We start from the raw sequence: 18,442 nt of genomic DNA on the forward strand, positions 1-18,442 counted from the left end.
AAAAGCGGGCGAAATTGTAACGCCGCAGCCATGTCACCACAAGCCGCACGGGTCAGCCCGGGCCGGCGGCGCCCGGCTGGCTGGCGGCCCAGCTGAACAGGCGCTGCGGGCGCAGCCGCCCCGCCGCGTCCACCGCGCCCAGGCCGAGCGCGCGGCCGCGGACGTCGAACAGCCCGACCTCGCCCGGCGGATGGAAGGGCCCGGCCACGGTCTGCCCGAACGACAGCGCCCGCGCCTGCGCCGGATCCAGCCGGACCTCCGGCCAGGCGGTCATGCCGGCCTCGATCGGCAGCAGGCACGCGTCCAGCGCGTCGCGGCCGCGATCGGCCAGCGCCCGCAGCGCCTCCAGCGTCCACAGCCGGGGATCGCGGAACGGGTCCACCCACAACCGCCGCAGCTCCGCCACGTGGGCGCCGCAGCCCAGCGCCTCGCCGAGATCGCGGACCAGGCTGCGGACGTAGGTGCCCGAGCCGCATTCCACCCGCAGCCGCAGCAGCGGCGGCGCGCCGTTGTCGAGCGGCGCGTCGAGCAGGTCGCCGGCCGAGCGCAGCTCGAAGGCGTGCACGTCGACGCTGCGCGGCTCGACCTCGATGGCCTCGCCCCGGCGCGCCTTGGCGTACAGCGGCTCGCCGCCGCGCTTGAGCGCGGAATAGATCGGCGGGCGCTGCAGGATGCGCCCGGTCAGCGCGGCCAGCGCCGCATCGAGCGCGGGAATGTCCAGCGGCGGCACCGGCCGGGTGCGCAGGGGCTGGCCGTCGGCGTCGTCGGTATCGGTGACCACCCCCAGCCGGGCCACGGTGTCGTAGGCCTTGCGCGCGCCCAGCAGGCCGCCGGCGATCTTGGTCGCCTCGCCGAAGCACACCGGCAGCAGGCCGGTGGCGAGCGGATCGAGGCTGCCGGTGTGGCCGGCCTTCTCCGCCTCGAACAGGTGGCGCACGCGCTGCAGCGCCTGGTTGGAGCTGAGCCCGCGCGGCTTGTCCAGCAGCAGGATGCCGTCGAGTTTCCTGAAGCGCTTGCGCGGCCTGCCTTGCATGGGAAGCCCTCCGTCGGCGCGCCCGCGTCTGCGGGCGGCGCCGGGCCTGCGGCCGCTCAGTCGCGCGCCGGCTCGTCCGCCGCCTCGTCGGCGGCGTCGGCGGCCGGCAGCTCGCGCAGCAGCGTATCGATGCGCTCGCCGCGATCGACCGAATCGTCGTAGTGGAAATGCAGTTCCGGCACGTGGCGCAGCTTCACCGCGCGGGCCAGCCGGAAACGGATCTCCCCGGCGACCGCGCGCAGCCCCTTCAGGGCCTCCTGCGAGCGCTCGGCCTGCAGCGCGGTCACGAACACCTTGGCGTGCGCCAGATCGCGGGTGACCTCGACATCGGACACGCTGACCGAAGGCAACCCGTGCTCGGCCACTGCCTCGCGCACCAGCGCGCCCAGCTCGCGGCGCAGCTGTGCGGAAACCCGGTCGGTGCGGTGGAAGGACTTGGTGGGCATGTCAGGGGTCAGGGGTCAGGGGTCAGGGGTCAGGGGTCAGGGGTCGGAGGTCAGGGGTCGGAGGTCAGGGGTCAGGGGTCGGAGGCCAGGGAGAAGCGGGGAGTGCCTCTCCCTGGCCTCTGGCCTCTGGCCTCTGGCCTCTGGCCCCCGGCCCCTGCCCCCCGGCCCTCAAAGCGTCCGCTGCACCTCGATCCGCTCGAAGCACTCGATCTGGTCGCCGACCTTGACGTCGTTGTAGGCCTTCACGCCGATGCCGCACTCGGTGTTGACGCGGACCTCGTCGACGTTCTCCTTGAAGCGGCGCAGCGATTCCAGCTCGCCCTCGAACACCACGGTGTTGTCGCGCAGCACGCGGATCGGCTTGTTCCGCTTGACCACGCCCTCGACCACCATGCAGCCCGCCACGGCGCCGAACTTGGAGCTGCGGAACACGTCGCGCACCTCGGCGGTGCCGATGATCTCCTCGCGGATCTCGGTGCCCAGGATGCCCGAGGCCACCTGCTTCACCTGGTCGATCACGTCGTAGATGATCGAGAAGTAGCGCAGATCCAGGCCGTTGGCCTCGATCACCTTGCGCGCGGAAGCGTCGGCGCGGACGTTGAAGCCGATGATCGTCGCCTTCGCCGCGGCGGCGGAGTTGGCGTCGGACTCGGTGATGCCGCCGACGCCGGAGACGATGATGTTGATGCGGATCTGGTCGTTGGACAGCGCGGTCAGCGCCTGGCGCAGCGCCTCCACCGAGCCCTGCACGTCGGCCTTGACCACCAGGTTGAGCGAGAGCTGCTGCTCGGCCTGGCCCATCTGCGCCATGATGTCTTCCATGCGGTTGCCCGCGGCCTGCACCAGGCGCGTCTCGCGGCGCTTGGTCTCGCGCTGCTGGGCCACCTCCTTGGCCAGGCGCTCGTCGTCGACGACCACGAAGTCGTCGCCGGCGTCGGGCACGCCGGACAGGCCGAGCACCTGCACCGGAATCGACGGGCCGGCCTTGTCCACCGGCTTGCCGTTCTCGTCGAACAGCGCGCGCACGCGGCCGTACTGCACGCCGCAGACCAGGTAGTCGCCGCGGTTGAGCGCGCCCTGCTGGACCAGCACGGTCGCGACCGGGCCGCGGCCCTTGTCGAGCGAGGATTCGATGACGGTGCCGGTGGCGCGGCCGTCGGCGACCGCGCGCAGCTCCAGCACCTCGGCCTGCAGCGAGATCGCGTCGAGCAGGTCGTCCACGCCGTCGCCGGTCTTGGCCGACAGCTCGACCATCTGGGTGTCGCCGCCGAAGTCCTCGGCGACCACTTCGTGCTCGAGCAGCTCGTTCTTGATCCGGTTCGGGTCGGCGTCGGACTTGTCGATCTTGTTGATCGCCACGATCAGCGGCACCTTGGCGGCGCGCGCGTGCTGGATCGCCTCGACCGTCTGCGGCATGACGCCGTCGTCGGCCGCGACCACCAGGACCACGATGTCGGTCAGCTTGGCGCCGCGCGCGCGCATCGAGGTGAACGCGGCGTGGCCCGGAGTGTCGAGGAAGCTGATCACGCCCTTCGGCGTCTCGACGTGGTAGGCGCCGATGTGCTGGGTGATGCCGCCGGCCTCGCCGCCGGCCACCTTGGTGCGGCGGATGTAGTCCAGCAGCGAGGTCTTGCCGTGATCGACGTGGCCCATGATGGTCACCACCGGCGGCCGCGCGACCTGCTCGCCCTGCACGTCGGCGACGTGGGCGATCAGCTCGCTCTCGGCGTCGTCGGCATCGGCGCGCACGGCCTTGTGGCCCAGTTCCTCGACCACCAGCACCGCGGTGTCGTGGTCGATGGTCTGGGTGATCGTGGCCATGACGCCCATCTTGAACAGCGCCTTCACCACGTCGCCGCCCTTCATCGCCAGCTTCTGGGCGAGGTCGGCCACGGTGATCGCCTCGCCGATCGCCACTTCGCGCACCACCGGCGCGGTCGGGCGCTCGAAACCGTGCGGGCCGCCGGAACCGCCGCGCGACTGTTCGAGGTTGCGGCGCGGCTTCGGCCTGCCGCGCGCGGTGCTGCGCCGCGCGCGGTCGGCCGCCGACAGGTGCAGCTGGCCGGCGAAGCGCGCGGTGCTGTCGTCGTCCTCGACGCCGGAGACCATCGCGTGCGAACCGCGATGCGGCTTGCCCTTCTGGCGGTCGTCGCGCGCCGGCGCGGCTGGCTTCGGATGGGCGTGCGCATGCGCGGGGCGGCGCGCGGCCGCGTCCTCGCCACTGGCGGCCGTGGCGGCGGCGGCCGCCGCCTCCCGGCGCAGCCGCTCGGCCTCTTCCTCTTCCTTGCGCTTGCGCTCGGCGGCCTCCTCGGCGCGCTTGCGGTCCTCCTCCGCCAGACGCTGCTGCTCGGAGAGGTTGCGCTGCCGGGATTCCTCCAGCTTGCGCAGGATCTCGGCGCGCTCGGCATCCTCGTCGCCGGCCTGCACGGCCGCCGCGGGCACCGGATCGGCCTTGTCGGACGGCTTCACCAGGGTGACCTTCTTGCGCACGACCACGTCCACCGTCTGGCGGTTCTTGCCGCCTCCGACGGTGATCTCCTGCTTGCGGCTGCGGTTGAGGGTGATCTTCTTCGGGCTGGCCGCGTCCTCGACCGGCTTGTCGGCCTTGCCGTGGGTGCGGCGCAGGAAGCCGAGAAGCTTCACTTTCTCAGTGCTGGTGACGACCTGGTCGGGATTGCTGAAGGGCATGCCGGCCTCGGCCAGCTGTTCCAGCAGTTTCTCGACCGGCGTGTTCACCAGTGCGGCCAGCTTGCGGATGGTGGTTTGCTGCGACATTCGGTTTCCGGTTCCTTGGGCGCGCCCGCAGGCTGCGCCATCGATGAAGCCATTCTACTGCGATGCGGCTCGCCCCCGCCTTGCGGCGGCCGGCGACGCCGGGCCGTGCCCCGTGCGGACGCTCAGCCTTCGCGCTCCAGGCGCGCGATCTCCTCGGCGCGGGCGGCCAGGATCAGCTCGGCCGCGCGCGCGTCGTCCACGCCCTCGATGCCGAACTCGACCACTTCGTCGGCGGCCAGGTCGGACAGATCCTCGGCGGTGCGCACGCCATGGGCGGCCAGCGCGTAGGCGGTCGCCTCGTCCATGCCCGGCAGCTGCAGCAGATCCTCCGCCGGCGCGTTCTCGTCGAGTTCCTCCTCGACCGCGAGCGCGTCGTTGAGCAGGGCGTCGCGGGCGCGGGCGCGCAGTTCCTCGACGATGTCCTCGTCGAAGCCCTCCACCGCCAGCAGCTCGCCGACCGGCACGTAGGCGATCTCCTCGACCGTGCTGAAGCCCTCGGCCACCAGGATGCCGGCGATCTCCTCGTCCACCTCCAGCTTGTCCATGAACAGCTGGCGCGCGGCGGCCTGCTCGGCCTCGCTCTTGGCCTGCACCTGGTCGGCGGTCATCACGTTGAGCTGCCAGCCGGTCAGGCGGCTGGCCAGGCGCACGTTCTGCCCGCCCTTGCCGATCGCCTTGGCCAGCAGCTCCTCGGCCACCGCCAGGTCCATCGAGTGCTTGTCCTCGTCGACCACGATCGACTGCACCTCGGCCGGCGCCATCGCGTTGATGACGAACTGCGCCGGGTTGTCGCTCCACAGCACGATGTCCACGCGCTCGCCGTTGAGCTCGTTGGACACCGCCTGCACGCGCGAGCCGCGCATGCCGATGCAGGCGCCGATCGGATCGGTGCGGTTGTCGTAGGCGACCACGGCGATCTTGGCGCGGTCGCCCGGGTCGCGGGCGCAGGCCTTGATCTCGACCAGGCCCTGGCCGACCTCCGGCACCTCGAGCTTGAACAGCTCCATCATGAATTCCGGCGCGGCGCGGCTGATGAACAGCTGCGGGCCGCGCGGCTCGTTGCGCACGTCGTACAGGTAGCCGCGGATGCGGTCGCCGGCGCGCACCACGTCGCGCGGGATCGCCTTGTCCTTGGGGATGAAGGCTTCGGCGTTGCCGCCCAGGTCCACGTACACGTTGCCGCGCTCCACGCGCTTGACCACGCCGGTGACCAGCTCGCCGACGCGGTCCTTCCAGGCGTCGACCACCTGCTGGCGCTCGGCCTCGCGCACGCGCTGCACGATCACCTGCTTGGCGGCCTGCGCGGCGATGCGCCCGAACTCGGCGTTCTCGATCTGTTCCTCGATGTAGTCGCCGACCTCCACGCCCTCGGCCTCCTCGATCGCGTCCATCAGGCGGATCTGCCGGTCCGGCGACTCCATCACCACGTCGTCGGCGACCACCTCCCAGCGGCGGAAGGTCTCGTAGGTGCCGTCCTTCGGATCGATCTGCACGCGCGTCAGCACGTCCTGGTCTTGGTAGCGCTTCTTGGCCGCGGTGGCCAGCGCGGCCTCGATCGCCTCGAGGATCACCGATTCCGGCACGCCCTTCTCGTTGGCGACCGCATCGACGACCATCAACAGTTCCTTGCTCATTCTGTTACGCCTCTGAAGATCTGAATTCAGCACTTACAAAGCGGCCGGCGATGCGCGCCGCCGCCACCGTCCTCGACGGACCTAATCCTGCGCGCCCTGCGGCGCCTTGGGGCCGCCCGCCTCGCGGCCGCGCTTGCCCGGGCGCGCGTCGCGCCCGCCGCGGTCGCGCGCCGGGGCCAGCCCCAGCGCGGCCCAGTCGGGGACCAGGCGCGCCTTGTCGATGTTGTCGAACGCCACCTGCAGCGGCTGGCCGTCGACCTCGAAGGCGATCGTCGTCTCCTCGACGCCGACGATCCGCCCGGTCAGCCGCCGGCGCCCGTCCTGCGGCAGCTTCAGCCCGACCTTGGCGGTCTCGCCGACGAAGCGCGCGAACTGGGCCGGCGCGAACAACGGCCGGTCGATGCCCGGCGAGGACACTTCCAGCGTGTAGTGCCCGCTGATCGGATCCTCCACGTCGAGCAGCGCCGAGACCTCGCGGCTGACCGCCTCGCAATCCTCGATGGTCACGCCCTGTCCCTCGGCCTCGGCCGAGGCCGCGGCGCCGGGCCGGTCGATGTACAGGCGCAGCACCGCGCTGCCCGGGGTGGGCAGGTATTCCGCGCCGAGCAGTTCGAGCCCCAGCGCGTCCACGGTGGGCGTCAACAGTTCGGTGATTCGGGTCGCCTTGTCGGCCACGTCGTACTCCGGGCTCTGATGCTGATCTCGAAAAACGGGCCATCCAAAAAGCCAAGGGGCCCGGCGGGCCCCTTGTCCGATGACGCTGGATGTCGGCGTCGGGACACGAACGGCGTGCCTCGACTCAGCCCGATCGCGACCTGTACCGCCGCGAGGCGCCTTCTGGAAGGCGCTCGCTGGTCGCGAAAAGCTTGTAGCGGGGCTGGCTCCGGCGCTTGTCCGAAGACACGGGCCAGGATCGTCCCCGCAGCAGGACGCGCATGATACCGGCAAAGCCCGCATCGTCCAACCCCCTCCCCGCCCGCCTGACGGCGGGCGGCGGCCGGCGCCGGGCGGGCGCCTCGAACCCGCAGGCGGGCGCCTCCGGCAGCCCGGCGCCCAGGGGCGAAGACCGCGCGCAAGACCCCGAGCGCCCCCCGTGCGCAAGCGACGCGAGCGCACGGGCGCGGATACGAAAACGGCGACCTCGTCGCCGAGATCGCCGTTTCGTCTACTGCATCTGCATCGCAGATATATGTGGTAGCGGGGGCAGGATTTGAACCTGCGACCTTCGGGTTATGAGCCCGACGAGCTGCCAGACTGCTCCACCCCGCAGCAGGTGCGCAATTATGACGAAGCCGGTGTTCGATTGCAAGCAAGCGGTCATGCGCGCGCACGAGGCCGGCGCCTCGATACCGCGCGCGGCCGCCTACGGGGCGAGCGCCAGCGCACGCGCCGACAGCAGCCACTGCAGCAGCGTTCGCGCCTGCGGCCACGCGGCCTGCGCCTCGCCCACGACGATGGCCTCGCCCGCATGGAGCCGCCGCAGCAGGCCGGCCAGCGCGTCGGGCGCCCCGTCGATCCGGCGCAGATGGCCGCAGGCCGCGCACAGCGCGCCATCGGCGTCGCGCGCCCAGGCGACCGGGAAGCGCGCATCGCGCAGGCGCAGGCGGTCGCCGTCGGCGAGCGCGACGGCCGGCGCGAGCGGCGGCGGCGGCGCGAAGCCCGCGCCGGTCAGCAGCTGCAGATGCAGCGCCTGCATGCCCGCGCGCAGGCGCTCGGCGCGCAATTGCGAGCGCACCTCGGCCAGGGCGGCCGCCATCGCCGGCGGCAGGCCGTCGCCGGCGCCCGCGTACATCGGCAGCGCGGGCGCCGGATCGCGCGCAGGGCGCGGCGACGGCGCCGCCTGCTGCATGCCCTCCAGGTCGTAGGCCAGCCGGTGCTCGTGGCGCGGGATGCCGACGTTGATGCTGGTGGCATGGCCGCCGCCGGCGGTCTCGCCGACGTGGTAGTAGTCGGCCGGCCAGTAGAGGACGTCTCCCGGCGCCACGTCGATGGCGAACGAGGCGTCGAGGTACTGCGCGTACTCGACCCGCGTCGCGACCGCTTCGGTCCACGGCCGCCGCGCCCAGAACCGCATCCGCTTGCGCCCCTGCAGCGCGAACAGGAAGGTCGCGAAGCGGTCCTTGTGCACGCCCACCGGCGTGCGTTCGTAGTTGCCGTGGAACAAGGTGCTGATGGCGCCGCTGCCGGGCACGCCGACGCGCTCCCACAGCCCGTGGAAGAAGCGGCGCCCGGCGTCCCAGACGCCGTAGCCGTGGCGATGCACGGTATTGACGATCAGCGCGTAGTCGCACGGAGCGCCCGCCTGCCGCCGCACGCGGCGCGCATAGGCGTCCAGGTCGGCATCCTGCGGCCCGGGCAGCCACGGCTCGAGCCGGGCCAGCTGGCGGCCGTCGAGCACGAAGCGCACCCGCGGCTCGCGTTCGCCCGGCGAAGGTCTGGCGCGCGAGATCGCGCGCATCGCCGCCCCGGGCGGATACGCCGGCTCGCCCAGGCCGCGGAACACCACCGGGCGGCGATCCCAGTGGACGCGGACGAAGCGCTCCCAGTCCAGCGCCGTTTCCTCGGCATAGCGCGGATCGCTCATCGGTCGCCCCCGTAGATTCGCTCCAGCGTGCGCCGGTACTCGGCCAGGGGCGGCAGCCCCATCCGGAGCCGGCGCGCGTCCACAGCCGCCGGCGCCTCGAGCGGATACGGCTCGAAACGTCCGCGGCGTTTCCTGAACTTGGTCCCGTAGCGTTGCCGGCGGCCCGCGTTGATCCGCACCGCGTCGTCCAGGTAGGCGACCTCGGCCAGCGGCACCTCGCCCAGCGCCGCCGCGGCGCGCATCTCGCGCAGGCAGCGCCGCTGCAAGGCCAGCGCCTCCGGCCCGGCGTGCTGCGCCAGCCGCGAGGCGGCGCGACTGGCCTCGCGCCCGACCTGCGTCTGGCCCGGCCAGCCGTGCGCGTCGAGGACCGCCTCGAGCCAGGCCAGCGCGGCGGCGGTCAGCGCCCGCAGTCGCCGCCCGGCATCGCGGTCGCGGAAGCCGCCGGCGGCCCAGGCCGCGCGCAGCGGCGCATCCGCGCGCTGGATGCGCAGCAGCCGTGCGGCCACCGCGCGCTGCCGCGGCGGCGCCGGCGGCAGCGCGGCGGTCTCCACCCGGATCCGGCGCCGGCTCCAGGCGAACACGACCCGGCGCCCCGCCGCCGGCCAGTCGAAGCTCGCGCTGCCGGTGTGCGCGTCGCGGATCCGCAGATCGACGCCGAGCGCGGGATCGCGCAGGCGCAGGCCATCGGGGCCGCGCAAGTCCCGCGGCCACTGCGCCAGTTGCGGGTAGACGTGGGCGATGGCGTCCTGGAGCGGGATCGCCAGCGCGACGAAATCGAGGTTGCGCCCCTCCAGCAGCATCGCCGGATCGGGCAGCAGCGCGGGTTCCTCCACGTGCTGCGCGCCGGCCGCGCGGACCTGGAGGCGACCGGGCCCGTCCAGCCATTGGAGCGCACCGCCGGCCGCCGGCGCGAAGAAGTACGGCACGTCGCCGCGCGCCAGCTGCGCGCGTTCTTCCGCGCTGAAGCGCGCATGCGCCCGCCGCCGCGCGCGGTCGTCGGCCATCGTCAGCCGCCGCGCCAGCTCGCGCGCGTAGGTCGCGCTGTACTTGACCAGCACCCGGACCCGGCCGCCACGCGCCCGCGCGCGCAGCCGCGCGAGCAGCGCTTGGCGGTTCAGGCCGATGCGCGTCCACAGGTCGAACATGCCGCGCAGCATCGGCGGCAGATAGGCCGCGTAGCCGACGTGGCCCAGGGTGTCGGCGACCAGAGCGCGGCTCTCGTGCCGGGCCCACGGCGCGCCGACCTGGCGCAGGCGCAGGACGCCGCCGGGCGCAGCGAAGAAGGCCACGGCGGGCCCTTCCGCCGCGTCCGCGCGCGCGACCGCGGCGAATCCCGGATGCGCACGGCCGCGACGCGCCGCGGGCTCGACCAGCCCGGTGCCGCTCAGCCGCTGCAGCGGGCAGGCGAAGATTTCCAGGTCGATCGCGTAGGGCTGCGTGCCGGCGGTGCCGCGCCGGCGCCCGGCCATCAGGTTGCCCTCGCCCAGGTCGGTGACCCCGAACGCGTAGCAGGCGGCGGCCAGCGCGCCGCCCGATCGCCAGTAGGCGGCCGCCTCGCGCGGGCTCAGGCACGGCGCCTCGACGCGCCGCGCCCCGGCCTGCAGCACCGTCCGCCGCGGCGGCGGCTCGATCCACTCCTGCCAGCTGTAGGCCCGGTGATCGCGGCCGCGTCCGCGCCACACCCGCAGCGTGGGCAGCCGCACCGGTCCCGAGGCGTCCGGCAGGCGGTTGATCCACTCGAAGATCGAGGCCGCGTCGCCGGCGGCCAGGAAGAAGCGCTCGCCGTCGACCGGCCTGGGCTTGTAGGCGATGCGCCGCCCGCCGCGCAGGCGCAGGCACAACACGCGCTGGCCGCCGTTGTGGGTCTCCGACGGCGCCGCCCACAGCGCGGAGACCGGCCCCTCGACCTCGCCCGCGAAGACCCCGCCGGCGAGATCGCGACGCAGCCGCGCGGCGAAGCGCTCGAAGAACGCGCGGAAATCCGCCCAGGCCCGGCGCACCTCGTCGGCGCAGCCATCGCCGCCCAGTGCGCAGCGCACGAACGCGCCGCCGAGCAGCGGCGCGAACAGTTCGGCATTGCGCGGGCGCAGCAGCCCGCGGCGGAACAGGTCGCCGTGCGCATCCTCCTGCCGACGGCACCAGGCCCCCAGCGCCTCGACCGTCTCGACCCAGGGCCGGAACGACGGTCGCGACAGCACCGCGGCGATCGCCTGCGCCTCCCGCGCGCCGCCGAGGGTACGCACGGTCTCGGCGAGGCCATCGAGCCCGATGCGCGCCACCCGCGGGAACAGCGCCCCGGCGCGGCCGCGCCGCAGCTCGCTGACGAGCGCGGCCGCCTCGGGCGGCAACGCGGGCGCGCGGCCGGCCCGACCGGCGGCCGGCAGGCGCAGCAGCTCCGCGCCGGCGCCGGCGCCGGCGCCGGCGCCAGCGCGGGCGCGGGCGCGGGCGCGGGCGCCCGCCATCGTGCGCTCAGCCTCGCGCATCGGCCTCGACCCGCGCCGCCGGCGCTGCGTACGTGCGCTCCAGCGCCACGCCGCGCGCGGCGTGCAGCCGGTCCAGCGCCAGGCGCAGCGCCGGATCGTGACCGGGCGCGCCGCACAGGTCGGCGACCCGGTGCCTCCCGCCGGCCTCGAGGCGACGCCGCAGGGCGTCGCCGGCGGCCGATGCGGGCACGCCGACGGCATGGCCGTTGACCGCCCACACCTCCATGCCCGCCCCCACCGGCATCGCGACGATGCGCACGCCCGGCGCCAGGCCGACGCGGTCCTCGTCCCGCAGCGGCGGCGGCTGGCCGCGCGGCGGCACCGGCTCCAGCGCGCAGGCGCTGCACCGGCCTGCCCATTTCACCCGCAACGCCGTCTCCAGGTCCGGGCTCTGCGCGAACGCCGGCAGTTCGCGCACCAGCCGCTGCAGCGGCTCGGGCAGCGCGGCGCCGCCGCCGGGCTCGCGCGCGGGCTCGGCGGGGAACATCGGCGTCGCGCCGTCGGGATACAGCGCCGGCTGCAGCATGCCGATGGCCAGGTCGCGCACTTCCTCCACCAGCGCGGCGGGCGCCTGCGGCACGCGCAGCTGCAGCGCCAGCGCCCGCTCGCTGCGTTCGCGCGCGCGCCAGCCGGCGGGCCAGTAGACGAGATGGCCGGGGCCGGCGGACCAGTCGCGCACCGCGCCGCCGTCGGCGCCGGGCGGCGCGATCCGCACCCGCACCTCGCCGTGCAGCGGCAGCAACAGCACCGACGCATCCGGTGCCCATTCGCGGACGTAGCGCCCCAGCGTCAGCGATGCGGCGATCGGCTGCAGCGGGCAACCGACACGGTCCCAGAGGCCCTGCAGGACGCTGCGGACGGCGGCCCAGGCGGCCGGATCGGCGACCAGCGGCTGCTCGATCTCGAGCCAGGGCGCATCCGGGCTCAGCCGCGCGTCCAGCCGCCGCAGGTAGTCGCCGGCGGTGGCGTCGCCGTCGTCGGGCAGCAGGTCGCCCGGTGCGCGGATGTCGACGTCGCCGACGCGGAAGCGCAGCGCGGGCAGCATGAAGAAGCGCATGCCGGCCCGGAACGGCCGGGCGATCTCCCGGACCAGGTCGAAGGCGTCGACGGTGCCCAGGGGCGCTGCGTCGAGCGCCGTCAGGGACGGCGAGCGCGCCCAGTGCCGGGCGACGAAGCGGTCCCAGTCGTGCGCCGGGATCTGCCCCGGCTCGCGGTCCATCGCCACGGATTCGTGTTCCTCCGGCGGTCGGGAACGGCGGCGCCCGCCCGCAATGCCGCGGACGGGCGCCGGCGTCGGCTCAGGGGACGCAGTACAGCCAGCGGGTGCAGGTCGCCTGCGGGGCCTCGCCCTGGCGGTCCAGCGCGCTGCCCTGCGGGGCGGCCCGCTCCATCTGCCCGATCAGCCGCTCGAGCTCGGCGCCGCGGTCGGCGCGGGCCTCGGCGTTGCCGGCGCCCCTGTTGCGGATTCCAACCTTCTCCATGGTGTTCTCCTCGAACGAAGCGGCGGCCCGGAATGCCCGATGCGGGCATCCGGGCGCCGGTGGCGCGGATCAGACGCAGTAGAGGAAGCGCGAGCAGGTGGCCTGCGGCGCCTGGCCGCGGGCGTCCAGCGCGGTCCCGGCGGGCGACGAGGCGCGCTGCTCCACCTGTCCGATGAGCCGGTCGAGCTTCGCGCCGGCGTCTGCATTGCGGTCGCGACCGCGGATGTTGTCCTGGCTGGTCCGGACCTTGTCCATATGCCTTCTCCTTCGATTGGGTCGGGTGCCCGGCCGCGGCGGCGCCGCAGGACCGGGCGTGCGCGAAGCGCGGTTCAGAAGCAGTAGAGGCGCCCGATGCAGGTGCTCTGCGGTGCGGCGCCCTGGGTGTCCAGCGCGGTGCCTTGCGGTGCGTGCCGTTCCATCTGCCCGATCAGCTGCTCGAGCCTGTCGCTCCGATCGGTCCCGCCCGCGTGGCGCGGGGGACATTCCTTGCTCTTCTTGGCCTGTTCCATGATCGCCTCCTTGTTGGGATGACTCCCGGGGCGGCCCGGCCAGGGCCGGACGATCCGGGCGGTACCGGCCGCCCCGCCCCGCCGTGTTCCGACGGGCACGTCCGGATTAGCACGGCCCGTTCCGCGGGCGCAAATGAACGCGCCCGCCAATGTGGCGAGCCATGATGCGGGTCACAGGGAATGTGCGATGCAGCCGCCGCCGCATCGAGGACGCGCCGACGGGACGAACGCGGTCGCGGGACCGCGTTGCGGCGCAGCGAAGCCTGGGGAACAGCGCCAGGAAGGAGACGTCGCGGCCGCCGCGTCGACGCGGCGGCGTACCCGGCGCTACGCGGCCGATCTCAGCCCGCGAACGCCTGCTGGCACCAGGCCATCACCGGGCTCCAGAACAGGCCCAGGCCGAGCAGCGCCAGCGCGTTGAACGCGAACACCGCGCGCAGCGGCCCCCCGCGCGGGCGCACCGGCTCGCCGACCGGCTCGTCGAAGTACATGACCTTGATGACGCGCAGGTAGTAGTAGGCGCCGATCACCGCGCAGACGATGCCCACGATCGCCAGCCACATCAGGTCGCCTTCGACCGCGGCGCGCAGCACCGCGACCTTGGCCCAGAAGCCCAGGAACGGCGGCACGCCGGCCAGCGAGGCCATCGTCACCATCACCAGGAACGCCATCCACGGGTGGCGGGCGTTCAGGCCCTTGAAGTCCTCGATGCGGTCGGCCTCGAAGCCGCGCCGCGACAGCATCACGATCGCGCCGAAGGACGCGGCCGACATCAGCGCGTAGCTGATCGCGTAGAACATCGCCGCCGCGAAGCCGTCGGCGCCGCCGCCGCTGATGCCCAGGAACAGGAAGCCGACGTGCGAGACCGTCGAGTAGGCCAGCATGCGCTTGAGGTTGGTCTGCGCCAGCGCCACCACGTTGCCGATCACCAGCGACAGCGCCGCGAGCACCGCGATCAACAGCTGCCAGTACTCCTGCAGCGGCGCCAGCCCGCCGTCGAAGAGCCGGAACGCCATGCCGAACGCGGCCAGCTTGGGCGCGGAGCCGATGAAGATGGTGATCGGGGTCGGCGCGCCGTGGTAGGTGTCCGGCAGCCACATGTGGAACGGCGCCGCGCCGAACTTGAAGGCCACGCCGACCACCACGAACACCAGCCCGGTCAGCAGCAGCGTGCGGTCCTCGCCGGCGACCGCGCCGGCGGCGGCGCGAATGCCGTCCAGGTCCAGCGTGCCGGTGGCGCCATAGACCAGCGACATGCCGTACAGCAGCAGGCCGGAAGCCAGCGAGCCGAGCACGAAGTACTTCATGCCGGCCTCGGAGGCCAGCGGGCTGTCGCGGTCGATCGCCACCAGCGCATAGGAGCACAGCGCCAGCAGCTCGAGGCCGAGGTAGACCATGGCCAGGTTGCCGGCCGAGACCAGCAGCATCATGCCCACCGACGCGAACAGCATCAGCACCGGGATCTCGCCGCGGTACAGATCGCGCTCGCGCAGGTAGGACCAGGCGTAGGCCATGGAGATCGCCGACACCGCCAGCACCGAGAACTTCAGCACGTCGGAGACCGTGTCGCGCTGGAACAGGCCCTCCATGACCACGCCGTGGCCGCCGACGCCGCCGGCCACGAGCGCCGCGGCCGCCAGCAGCGTCGCGATCGCGAGCGCCTGGGTGACGATGCGGCGCCGATCGTCGAGGAACAGGTCCAGCATCAGCAGCGCGAACGCGCCGAAGACCACCGCGAGCTCGGGCACGAGCGGCGCGAACTCCGCGAAGGTGCGGACAGGGGGCGTCATGGCAGGGGTGATCACGTCACGTATTCCTCAGGATTCGCACAGGGCGCTCGCCGCGCTCAGAGCTTCGTGGCCGACAGCAGATCCGCCAGCTGCGCGATGGACGGTTCCATCAGGTCGGTGAGGGGCTTGGGATAGACGCCGATCGCCAGCACGCCGATCGCGAACACGCCCAGCACCAGGGCCTCGCGCCGGTCGATGTCCTTCAACGCGGCGACGTGGGCGTTGGCGACCTCGCCGTAGAGCACGCGGCGCACCAGCCACAAGGTGTAGGCGGCGCCGATGATGAGGGTGAGCGCGGCGGTGAAGGCGATCAGCGGGTGGCTCTGGAACGCCGCCAGGATCACCATGAACTCGCCGACGAAGCCCGAGGTGCCCGGCAGGCCGGAATTGGCCATCGAGAAGAACACCATGAAGGCCGCGAACCAGGGCATCACGTTGGCCACGCCGCCGTAGTCGCGGATCTGGCGGGTGTGCATGCGGTCGTAGAGCACGCCGACGCAGGAGAACATCGCGCCGGAGATGAAGCCGTGCGAGATCATCTGCACCATCGCGCCCTGCAGGCCCAGCCGCGCGGCGTCCTCGTGGCCCGTGCGCATCAGCGCGAAGGCGATGAAGGTGCCGAGGGTGACGAAGCCCATGTGCGAGATCGACGAATACGCGATCAGCTTCTTCATGTCCGACTGCACCAGCGCGACCAGGCCGACGTAGACCACCGCGATCAGGCTCAGCGCGATCACCAGCCACGCCCATTCCTGGCCGGCGTCGGGGGTGATGGGCAGGCTGAAGCGCAGGAAGCCGTAGCCGCCGATCTTGAGCATGATCGCCGCCAGCACCACCGAGCCGGCGGTCGGCGCCTCGACGTGGGCGTCCGGCAGCCAGGTGTGCACCGGGAACATCGGCACCTTCACCGCGAACGCGATCAGGAAGGCGAAGAACAGCCAGGTCTGCTCGGTGGCCGTGAGCGGCAGCGCGTAGAGATCGGGCAGCTGCCAGCTGCCGGCCTGCAGGTACAGGTACACCAGCCCGACCAGCATGAACACCGAGCCGAGGAAGGTGTAGAGGAAGAACTTCATCGCCGCGTAGACGCGCCGCGGGCCGCCCCACACGCCGATGATGATGAACATCGGGATCAGCATGCCCTCGAAGAACACGTAGAACAGCACCGCGTCCACCGCGGCGAACACGCCCACCATCAGGCCTTCCAGGATCATGAAGGCGGCGTAGTACTGGCTGACGCGCTTGTCGATCGAGCCCCAGGCGCCGATCAGCACCAGCACCGTGGTGATCGTGGTCAGCACGATCAGCGCGACCGAGATGCCGTCCGCGCCCAGGTGGTACTGGATGTCGTAGGCCGGAATCCACTCCCGGCGCTCGACGAACTGCAGGCCGGCCTGCGCGAAGTCGAAGCCGGTCAGCAGCGGCAGGCTGATCAGCAGCGCAAGCAGCGCGAAGCCGAGCGCGACCCACCTCGCGCCGTTCGGGCGCGCGTTGCCGCACAGCAGGGTGAGGACGCCGCCGAGGATCGGCAGCCAGATCAGGAGGCTGAGGAGAGGCCAGTTCGCCACGAGTCGTTTTCCGTGAGTTCCGTCAGCGCCAATGGAAGATCAGCACGGCCAGCAGAGCGATCAGGCCGAGGATCATCGCGAAGGCGTAGTGGTAGAGATAGCCGGACTGCAGCCTGCGCGAGACGCTGGCGACGAGGTCGACCACGCGCGCGGCGCCGTTGACGAACAGGCCGTCGATGACCTTCTCGTCGTTGCGCCGCGAGATGCGGCCCAGCAGCAGGCCGCCGCCGGCGAAGCCTTCGATCCACAGGTCGTCGGCCCAGTACTTCTTCTCCAGCACGCGGATCGGCAGCGCGAAGACGCGCGCGGCCTTGGCCGGCAGGTCGGTCCGCCACAGGTACATCAGCGTGGCCAGCAGGAAGCCGGCGAAGGTCAGCCAGAACGCGGGCACCTTGAAGCCGTGCAGCGCATAGGCGACCGGGCCGTGCCACAGCTCGCCCTTGAGCGCGAGCACGGTGTCGCGCGCGGCGGCGAGGTCGATCGCGCCGAAGAAGAACGGCATGCGCTCGTGGTGGCCGCTCCAGTCGGTGCCGAACAGCATCGGGCCGGCGGTCAGGAAGCCGATGGCGATCGACGGAATCGCCAGCAGGATCAGCGGCAGGGTCACCACCCAAGGCGATTCGTGCGGTTCGTGGGCATGGTGGCCATGGCCGTGATCGCCGTGGTGGGCGTCGCCGTCCAGCGGCTCGGCATGGGTCTCCTGGCCGTGCGCGTCGTGGGCGGCGTGCGCGTGCGACGGCGCGGCGTGGCGGAAGCGCTCCTCGCCGAAGAAGGTCAGGTACAGCAGCCGGAAGCTGTAGAAACTGGTCACGAAGGCGCCCAGCAGCACCGCCCAGTAGCCGTACTGGCCGATCCAGCCCATGCGCTCGGCGGCGTGGCCGGCGGCCTCGATGATGGTGTCCTTGGAATAGAAGCCGGACAGGAACGGCGTGCCGATCAGCGCCAGGGTGCCGATCACGCTGGTCCAAAAGGTCACCGGCATGTACTTGCGCAGGCCGCCCATCTTGCGCATGTCCTGCTCGTGGTGCATGCCGATGATCACCGAGCCCGCGGCCAGGAACAGCAGCGCCTTGAAGAAGGCGTGGGTCATCAGGTGGAACACCGCGGCCGAGTACGCCGACACGCCCAGCGCCACGGTCATGTAGCCCAGCTGCGACAGCGTGGAGTACGCCACCACGCGCTTGATGTCGTTCTGCACGATGCCGATCAGGCCGGTGAAGAACGCGGTGGTGGCGCCGATGAACAGGATGAAGGCCAGCGCGGTGTCGCTGAGTTCGAACAGCGGCGACATGCGCGCCACCATGAAGATGCCCGCGGTGACCATCGTCGCGGCGTGGATCAGCGCCGAGATCGGAGTCGGGCCTTCCATCGAGTCCGGCAGCCAGACGTGCAGCGGCACCTGCGCGGACTTGCCCATCGCGCCGATGAACAGGCAGATGCAGATCAGCGTGGCCACCGACCACGGATGGCCGGCGAAGATCTCGACCACCTGGCCGCCGCCGATGCGGTCGGTCGCGTTGGCGAACACGGTGGCGTAGTCGAGCGTGCCGAACCAGTACATCACGCCGGCGATGCCCAGCAGGAAGCCGAAGTCGCCGACGCGGTTGACCAGGAACGCCTTCATGTTGGCGAACACCGCGGTCGGCTTCTTGAACCAGAAGCCGATCAGCAGGTAGGACACCAGGCCCACCGCCTCCCAGCCGAAGAACAGCTGCAGGAAGTTGTTGCCCATGACCAGCATGAGCATGGAGAAGGTGAACAGCGAGATGTAGCTGAAGAAGCGCTGGTAGCCGGGGTCCTCGGCCATGTAGCCGATGGTGTAGACGTGCACCAGCAGCGAGACGAAGGTGACGACCACCATCATCATCGCGGTCAGGCGATCGATCATGAAGCCCACGTGCGCCGAATAGCCGCCCACCTCGAAGAAGGTGTAGACGTTCTCGTTGTACGGCGCGGCACCCTGCAGCAGTTGCCAGAGCACATAGCACGACAGCGCGCAGCTCGCCGCCACGCCCAGGATCGTCACGCTGTGCGCGCCGGCGCGGCCGACCTGACGGCCGAACAGGCCGGCCACGATCGAGCCCAGCAGCGGCGCCAGCACGATGATCAGCAGGTGGGAAGTGGAGATCATGGAGTGGGACC

General features: G+C 72.2%; 14 protein-coding genes and 1 tRNA gene. All 15 read right to left on the bottom strand.

The annotated features are described in order from the left end of the window. Window positions 1-52: 52 nt before the first annotated feature. The 15 genes from truB to nuoL all read right to left on the bottom strand — a co-directional run bounded on the left by truB (window position 53) and on the right by nuoL (window position 18,431). Window positions 53-1,033, bottom strand: a complete 981-nt coding sequence (truB, locus tag Z164_RS0111230; RefSeq protein WP_024890795.1) for a tRNA pseudouridine(55) synthase TruB — start codon at window positions 1,031-1,033, stop codon at window positions 53-55. Between the two features lie 56 nt (window positions 1,034-1,089). Further along, on the bottom strand, window positions 1,090-1,479 hold the full coding sequence (gene rbfA, locus Z164_RS0111235; protein WP_024890796.1) for a 30S ribosome-binding factor RbfA: 390 nt from the start codon (window positions 1,477-1,479) through the stop codon (window positions 1,090-1,092). A 168-nt stretch (window positions 1,480-1,647) separates the two neighbouring features. Beyond that, on the bottom strand, window positions 1,648-4,254 hold the full coding sequence (gene infB / locus Z164_RS0111240) for a translation initiation factor IF-2 (RefSeq protein ID WP_024890797.1): 2,607 nt from the start codon (window positions 4,252-4,254) through the stop codon (window positions 1,648-1,650). Window positions 4,255-4,376: 122 nt separating this feature from the next. After that, complete coding sequence (gene nusA, locus Z164_RS0111245) at window positions 4,377-5,888, bottom strand: transcription termination factor NusA (RefSeq protein ID WP_024890798.1); 1,512 nt, start codon at window positions 5,886-5,888, stop codon at window positions 4,377-4,379. Between the two features lie 81 nt (window positions 5,889-5,969). Next, the gene (gene rimP, locus Z164_RS0111250) at window positions 5,970-6,563 is read right to left on the bottom strand and encodes a ribosome maturation factor RimP (RefSeq protein WP_024890799.1); all 594 of its coding nucleotides are present in this window, start codon (window positions 6,561-6,563) and stop codon (window positions 5,970-5,972) included. 517 nt (window positions 6,564-7,080) lie between these two features. Continuing rightward, window positions 7,081-7,157: transfer RNA gene (locus Z164_RS0111255), tRNA-Met, on the bottom strand. Window positions 7,158-7,251: 94 nt separating this feature from the next. Continuing rightward, on the bottom strand, window positions 7,252-8,472 hold the full coding sequence (locus Z164_RS0111260; RefSeq protein ID WP_024890800.1) for a JmjC domain-containing protein: 1,221 nt from the start codon (window positions 8,470-8,472) through the stop codon (window positions 7,252-7,254). After that, window positions 8,469-10,934, bottom strand: coding sequence for a DUF4135 domain-containing protein (locus Z164_RS0111265; RefSeq protein WP_024890801.1), 2,466 nt, complete (start codon window positions 10,932-10,934; stop codon window positions 8,469-8,471). The genes Z164_RS0111260 and Z164_RS0111265 overlap by 4 nt, the downstream gene beginning before the upstream one ends. A 7-nt stretch (window positions 10,935-10,941) precedes the next feature. Further along, window positions 10,942-12,180, bottom strand: a complete 1,239-nt coding sequence (locus tag Z164_RS0111270) for a hypothetical protein (protein ID WP_152540926.1) — start codon at window positions 12,178-12,180, stop codon at window positions 10,942-10,944. Window positions 12,181-12,253: 73 nt separating this feature from the next. Next, window positions 12,254-12,436 carry a hypothetical protein gene (locus Z164_RS0111275; protein ID WP_024890803.1) on the bottom strand — a complete coding sequence of 61 codons (183 nt, stop codon included), beginning with the start codon at window positions 12,434-12,436 and terminating at the stop codon, window positions 12,254-12,256. A gap of 69 nt (window positions 12,437-12,505) precedes the next feature. Next, a complete protein-coding gene (locus Z164_RS0111280) occupies window positions 12,506-12,691 on the bottom strand; it encodes a hypothetical protein (protein ID WP_024890804.1) in 186 nt (61 codons plus the stop codon). 74 nt (window positions 12,692-12,765) lie between these two features. Then, entirely contained in the window at window positions 12,766-12,945 is a 180-nt protein-coding gene (locus Z164_RS0111285) for a hypothetical protein (protein ID WP_024890805.1), read from the bottom strand. Window positions 12,946-13,286: 341 nt separating this feature from the next. Continuing rightward, window positions 13,287-14,750 (bottom strand): NADH-quinone oxidoreductase subunit NuoN, encoded by a 1,464-nt coding sequence (nuoN, locus tag Z164_RS0111290; protein WP_024890806.1) that lies wholly within the window; start codon window positions 14,748-14,750, stop codon window positions 13,287-13,289. Window positions 14,751-14,791: 41 nt separating this feature from the next. After that, window positions 14,792-16,300 (bottom strand): NADH-quinone oxidoreductase subunit M, encoded by a 1,509-nt coding sequence (locus tag Z164_RS0111295; RefSeq protein ID WP_024890807.1) that lies wholly within the window; start codon window positions 16,298-16,300, stop codon window positions 14,792-14,794. Window positions 16,301-16,322: 22 nt separating this feature from the next. Continuing rightward, window positions 16,323-18,431: an NADH-quinone oxidoreductase subunit L gene (gene nuoL, locus Z164_RS0111300; RefSeq protein ID WP_024890808.1), complete on the bottom strand. Its 2,109-nt coding sequence runs from the start codon at window positions 18,429-18,431 to the stop codon at window positions 16,323-16,325. Window positions 18,432-18,442: the final 11 nt, after the last annotated feature.

Origin of the sequence: Luteimonas huabeiensis HB2 (assembly GCF_000559025.1) — a bacterium.
GTDB lineage: Bacteria > Pseudomonadota > Gammaproteobacteria > Xanthomonadales > Xanthomonadaceae > Luteimonas > Luteimonas huabeiensis.

Excerpts from the sequence above, each read along its gene's own strand:
- rbfA (WP_024890796.1), bottom strand. The coding sequence starts at position 1,479 with ATGCCCACCAAGTCCTTCCACCGCACCGACCGGGTTTCCGCACAGCTG.
- Z164_RS0111260 (WP_024890800.1), bottom strand. The coding sequence starts at position 8,472 with ATGAGCGATCCGCGCTATGCCGAGGAAACGGCGCTGGACTGGGAGCGC.
- Z164_RS0111265 (WP_024890801.1), bottom strand. The coding sequence starts at position 10,934 with ATGGCGGGCGCCCGCGCCCGCGCCCGCGCCCGCGCTGGCGCCGGCGCC.
- Z164_RS0111280 (WP_024890804.1), bottom strand. The coding sequence starts at position 12,691 with ATGGACAAGGTCCGGACCAGCCAGGACAACATCCGCGGTCGCGACCGC.
- infB (WP_024890797.1), bottom strand. The coding sequence starts at position 4,254 with ATGTCGCAGCAAACCACCATCCGCAAGCTGGCCGCACTGGTGAACACG.
- nuoL (WP_024890808.1), bottom strand. The coding sequence starts at position 18,431 with ATGATCTCCACTTCCCACCTGCTGATCATCGTGCTGGCGCCGCTGCTG.
- Z164_RS0111275 (WP_024890803.1), bottom strand. The coding sequence starts at position 12,436 with ATGGAGAAGGTTGGAATCCGCAACAGGGGCGCCGGCAACGCCGAGGCC.
- truB (WP_024890795.1), bottom strand. The coding sequence starts at position 1,033 with ATGCAAGGCAGGCCGCGCAAGCGCTTCAGGAAACTCGACGGCATCCTG.
- Z164_RS0111285 (WP_024890805.1), bottom strand. The coding sequence starts at position 12,945 with ATGGAACAGGCCAAGAAGAGCAAGGAATGTCCCCCGCGCCACGCGGGC.
- nusA (WP_024890798.1), bottom strand. The coding sequence starts at position 5,888 with ATGAGCAAGGAACTGTTGATGGTCGTCGATGCGGTCGCCAACGAGAAG.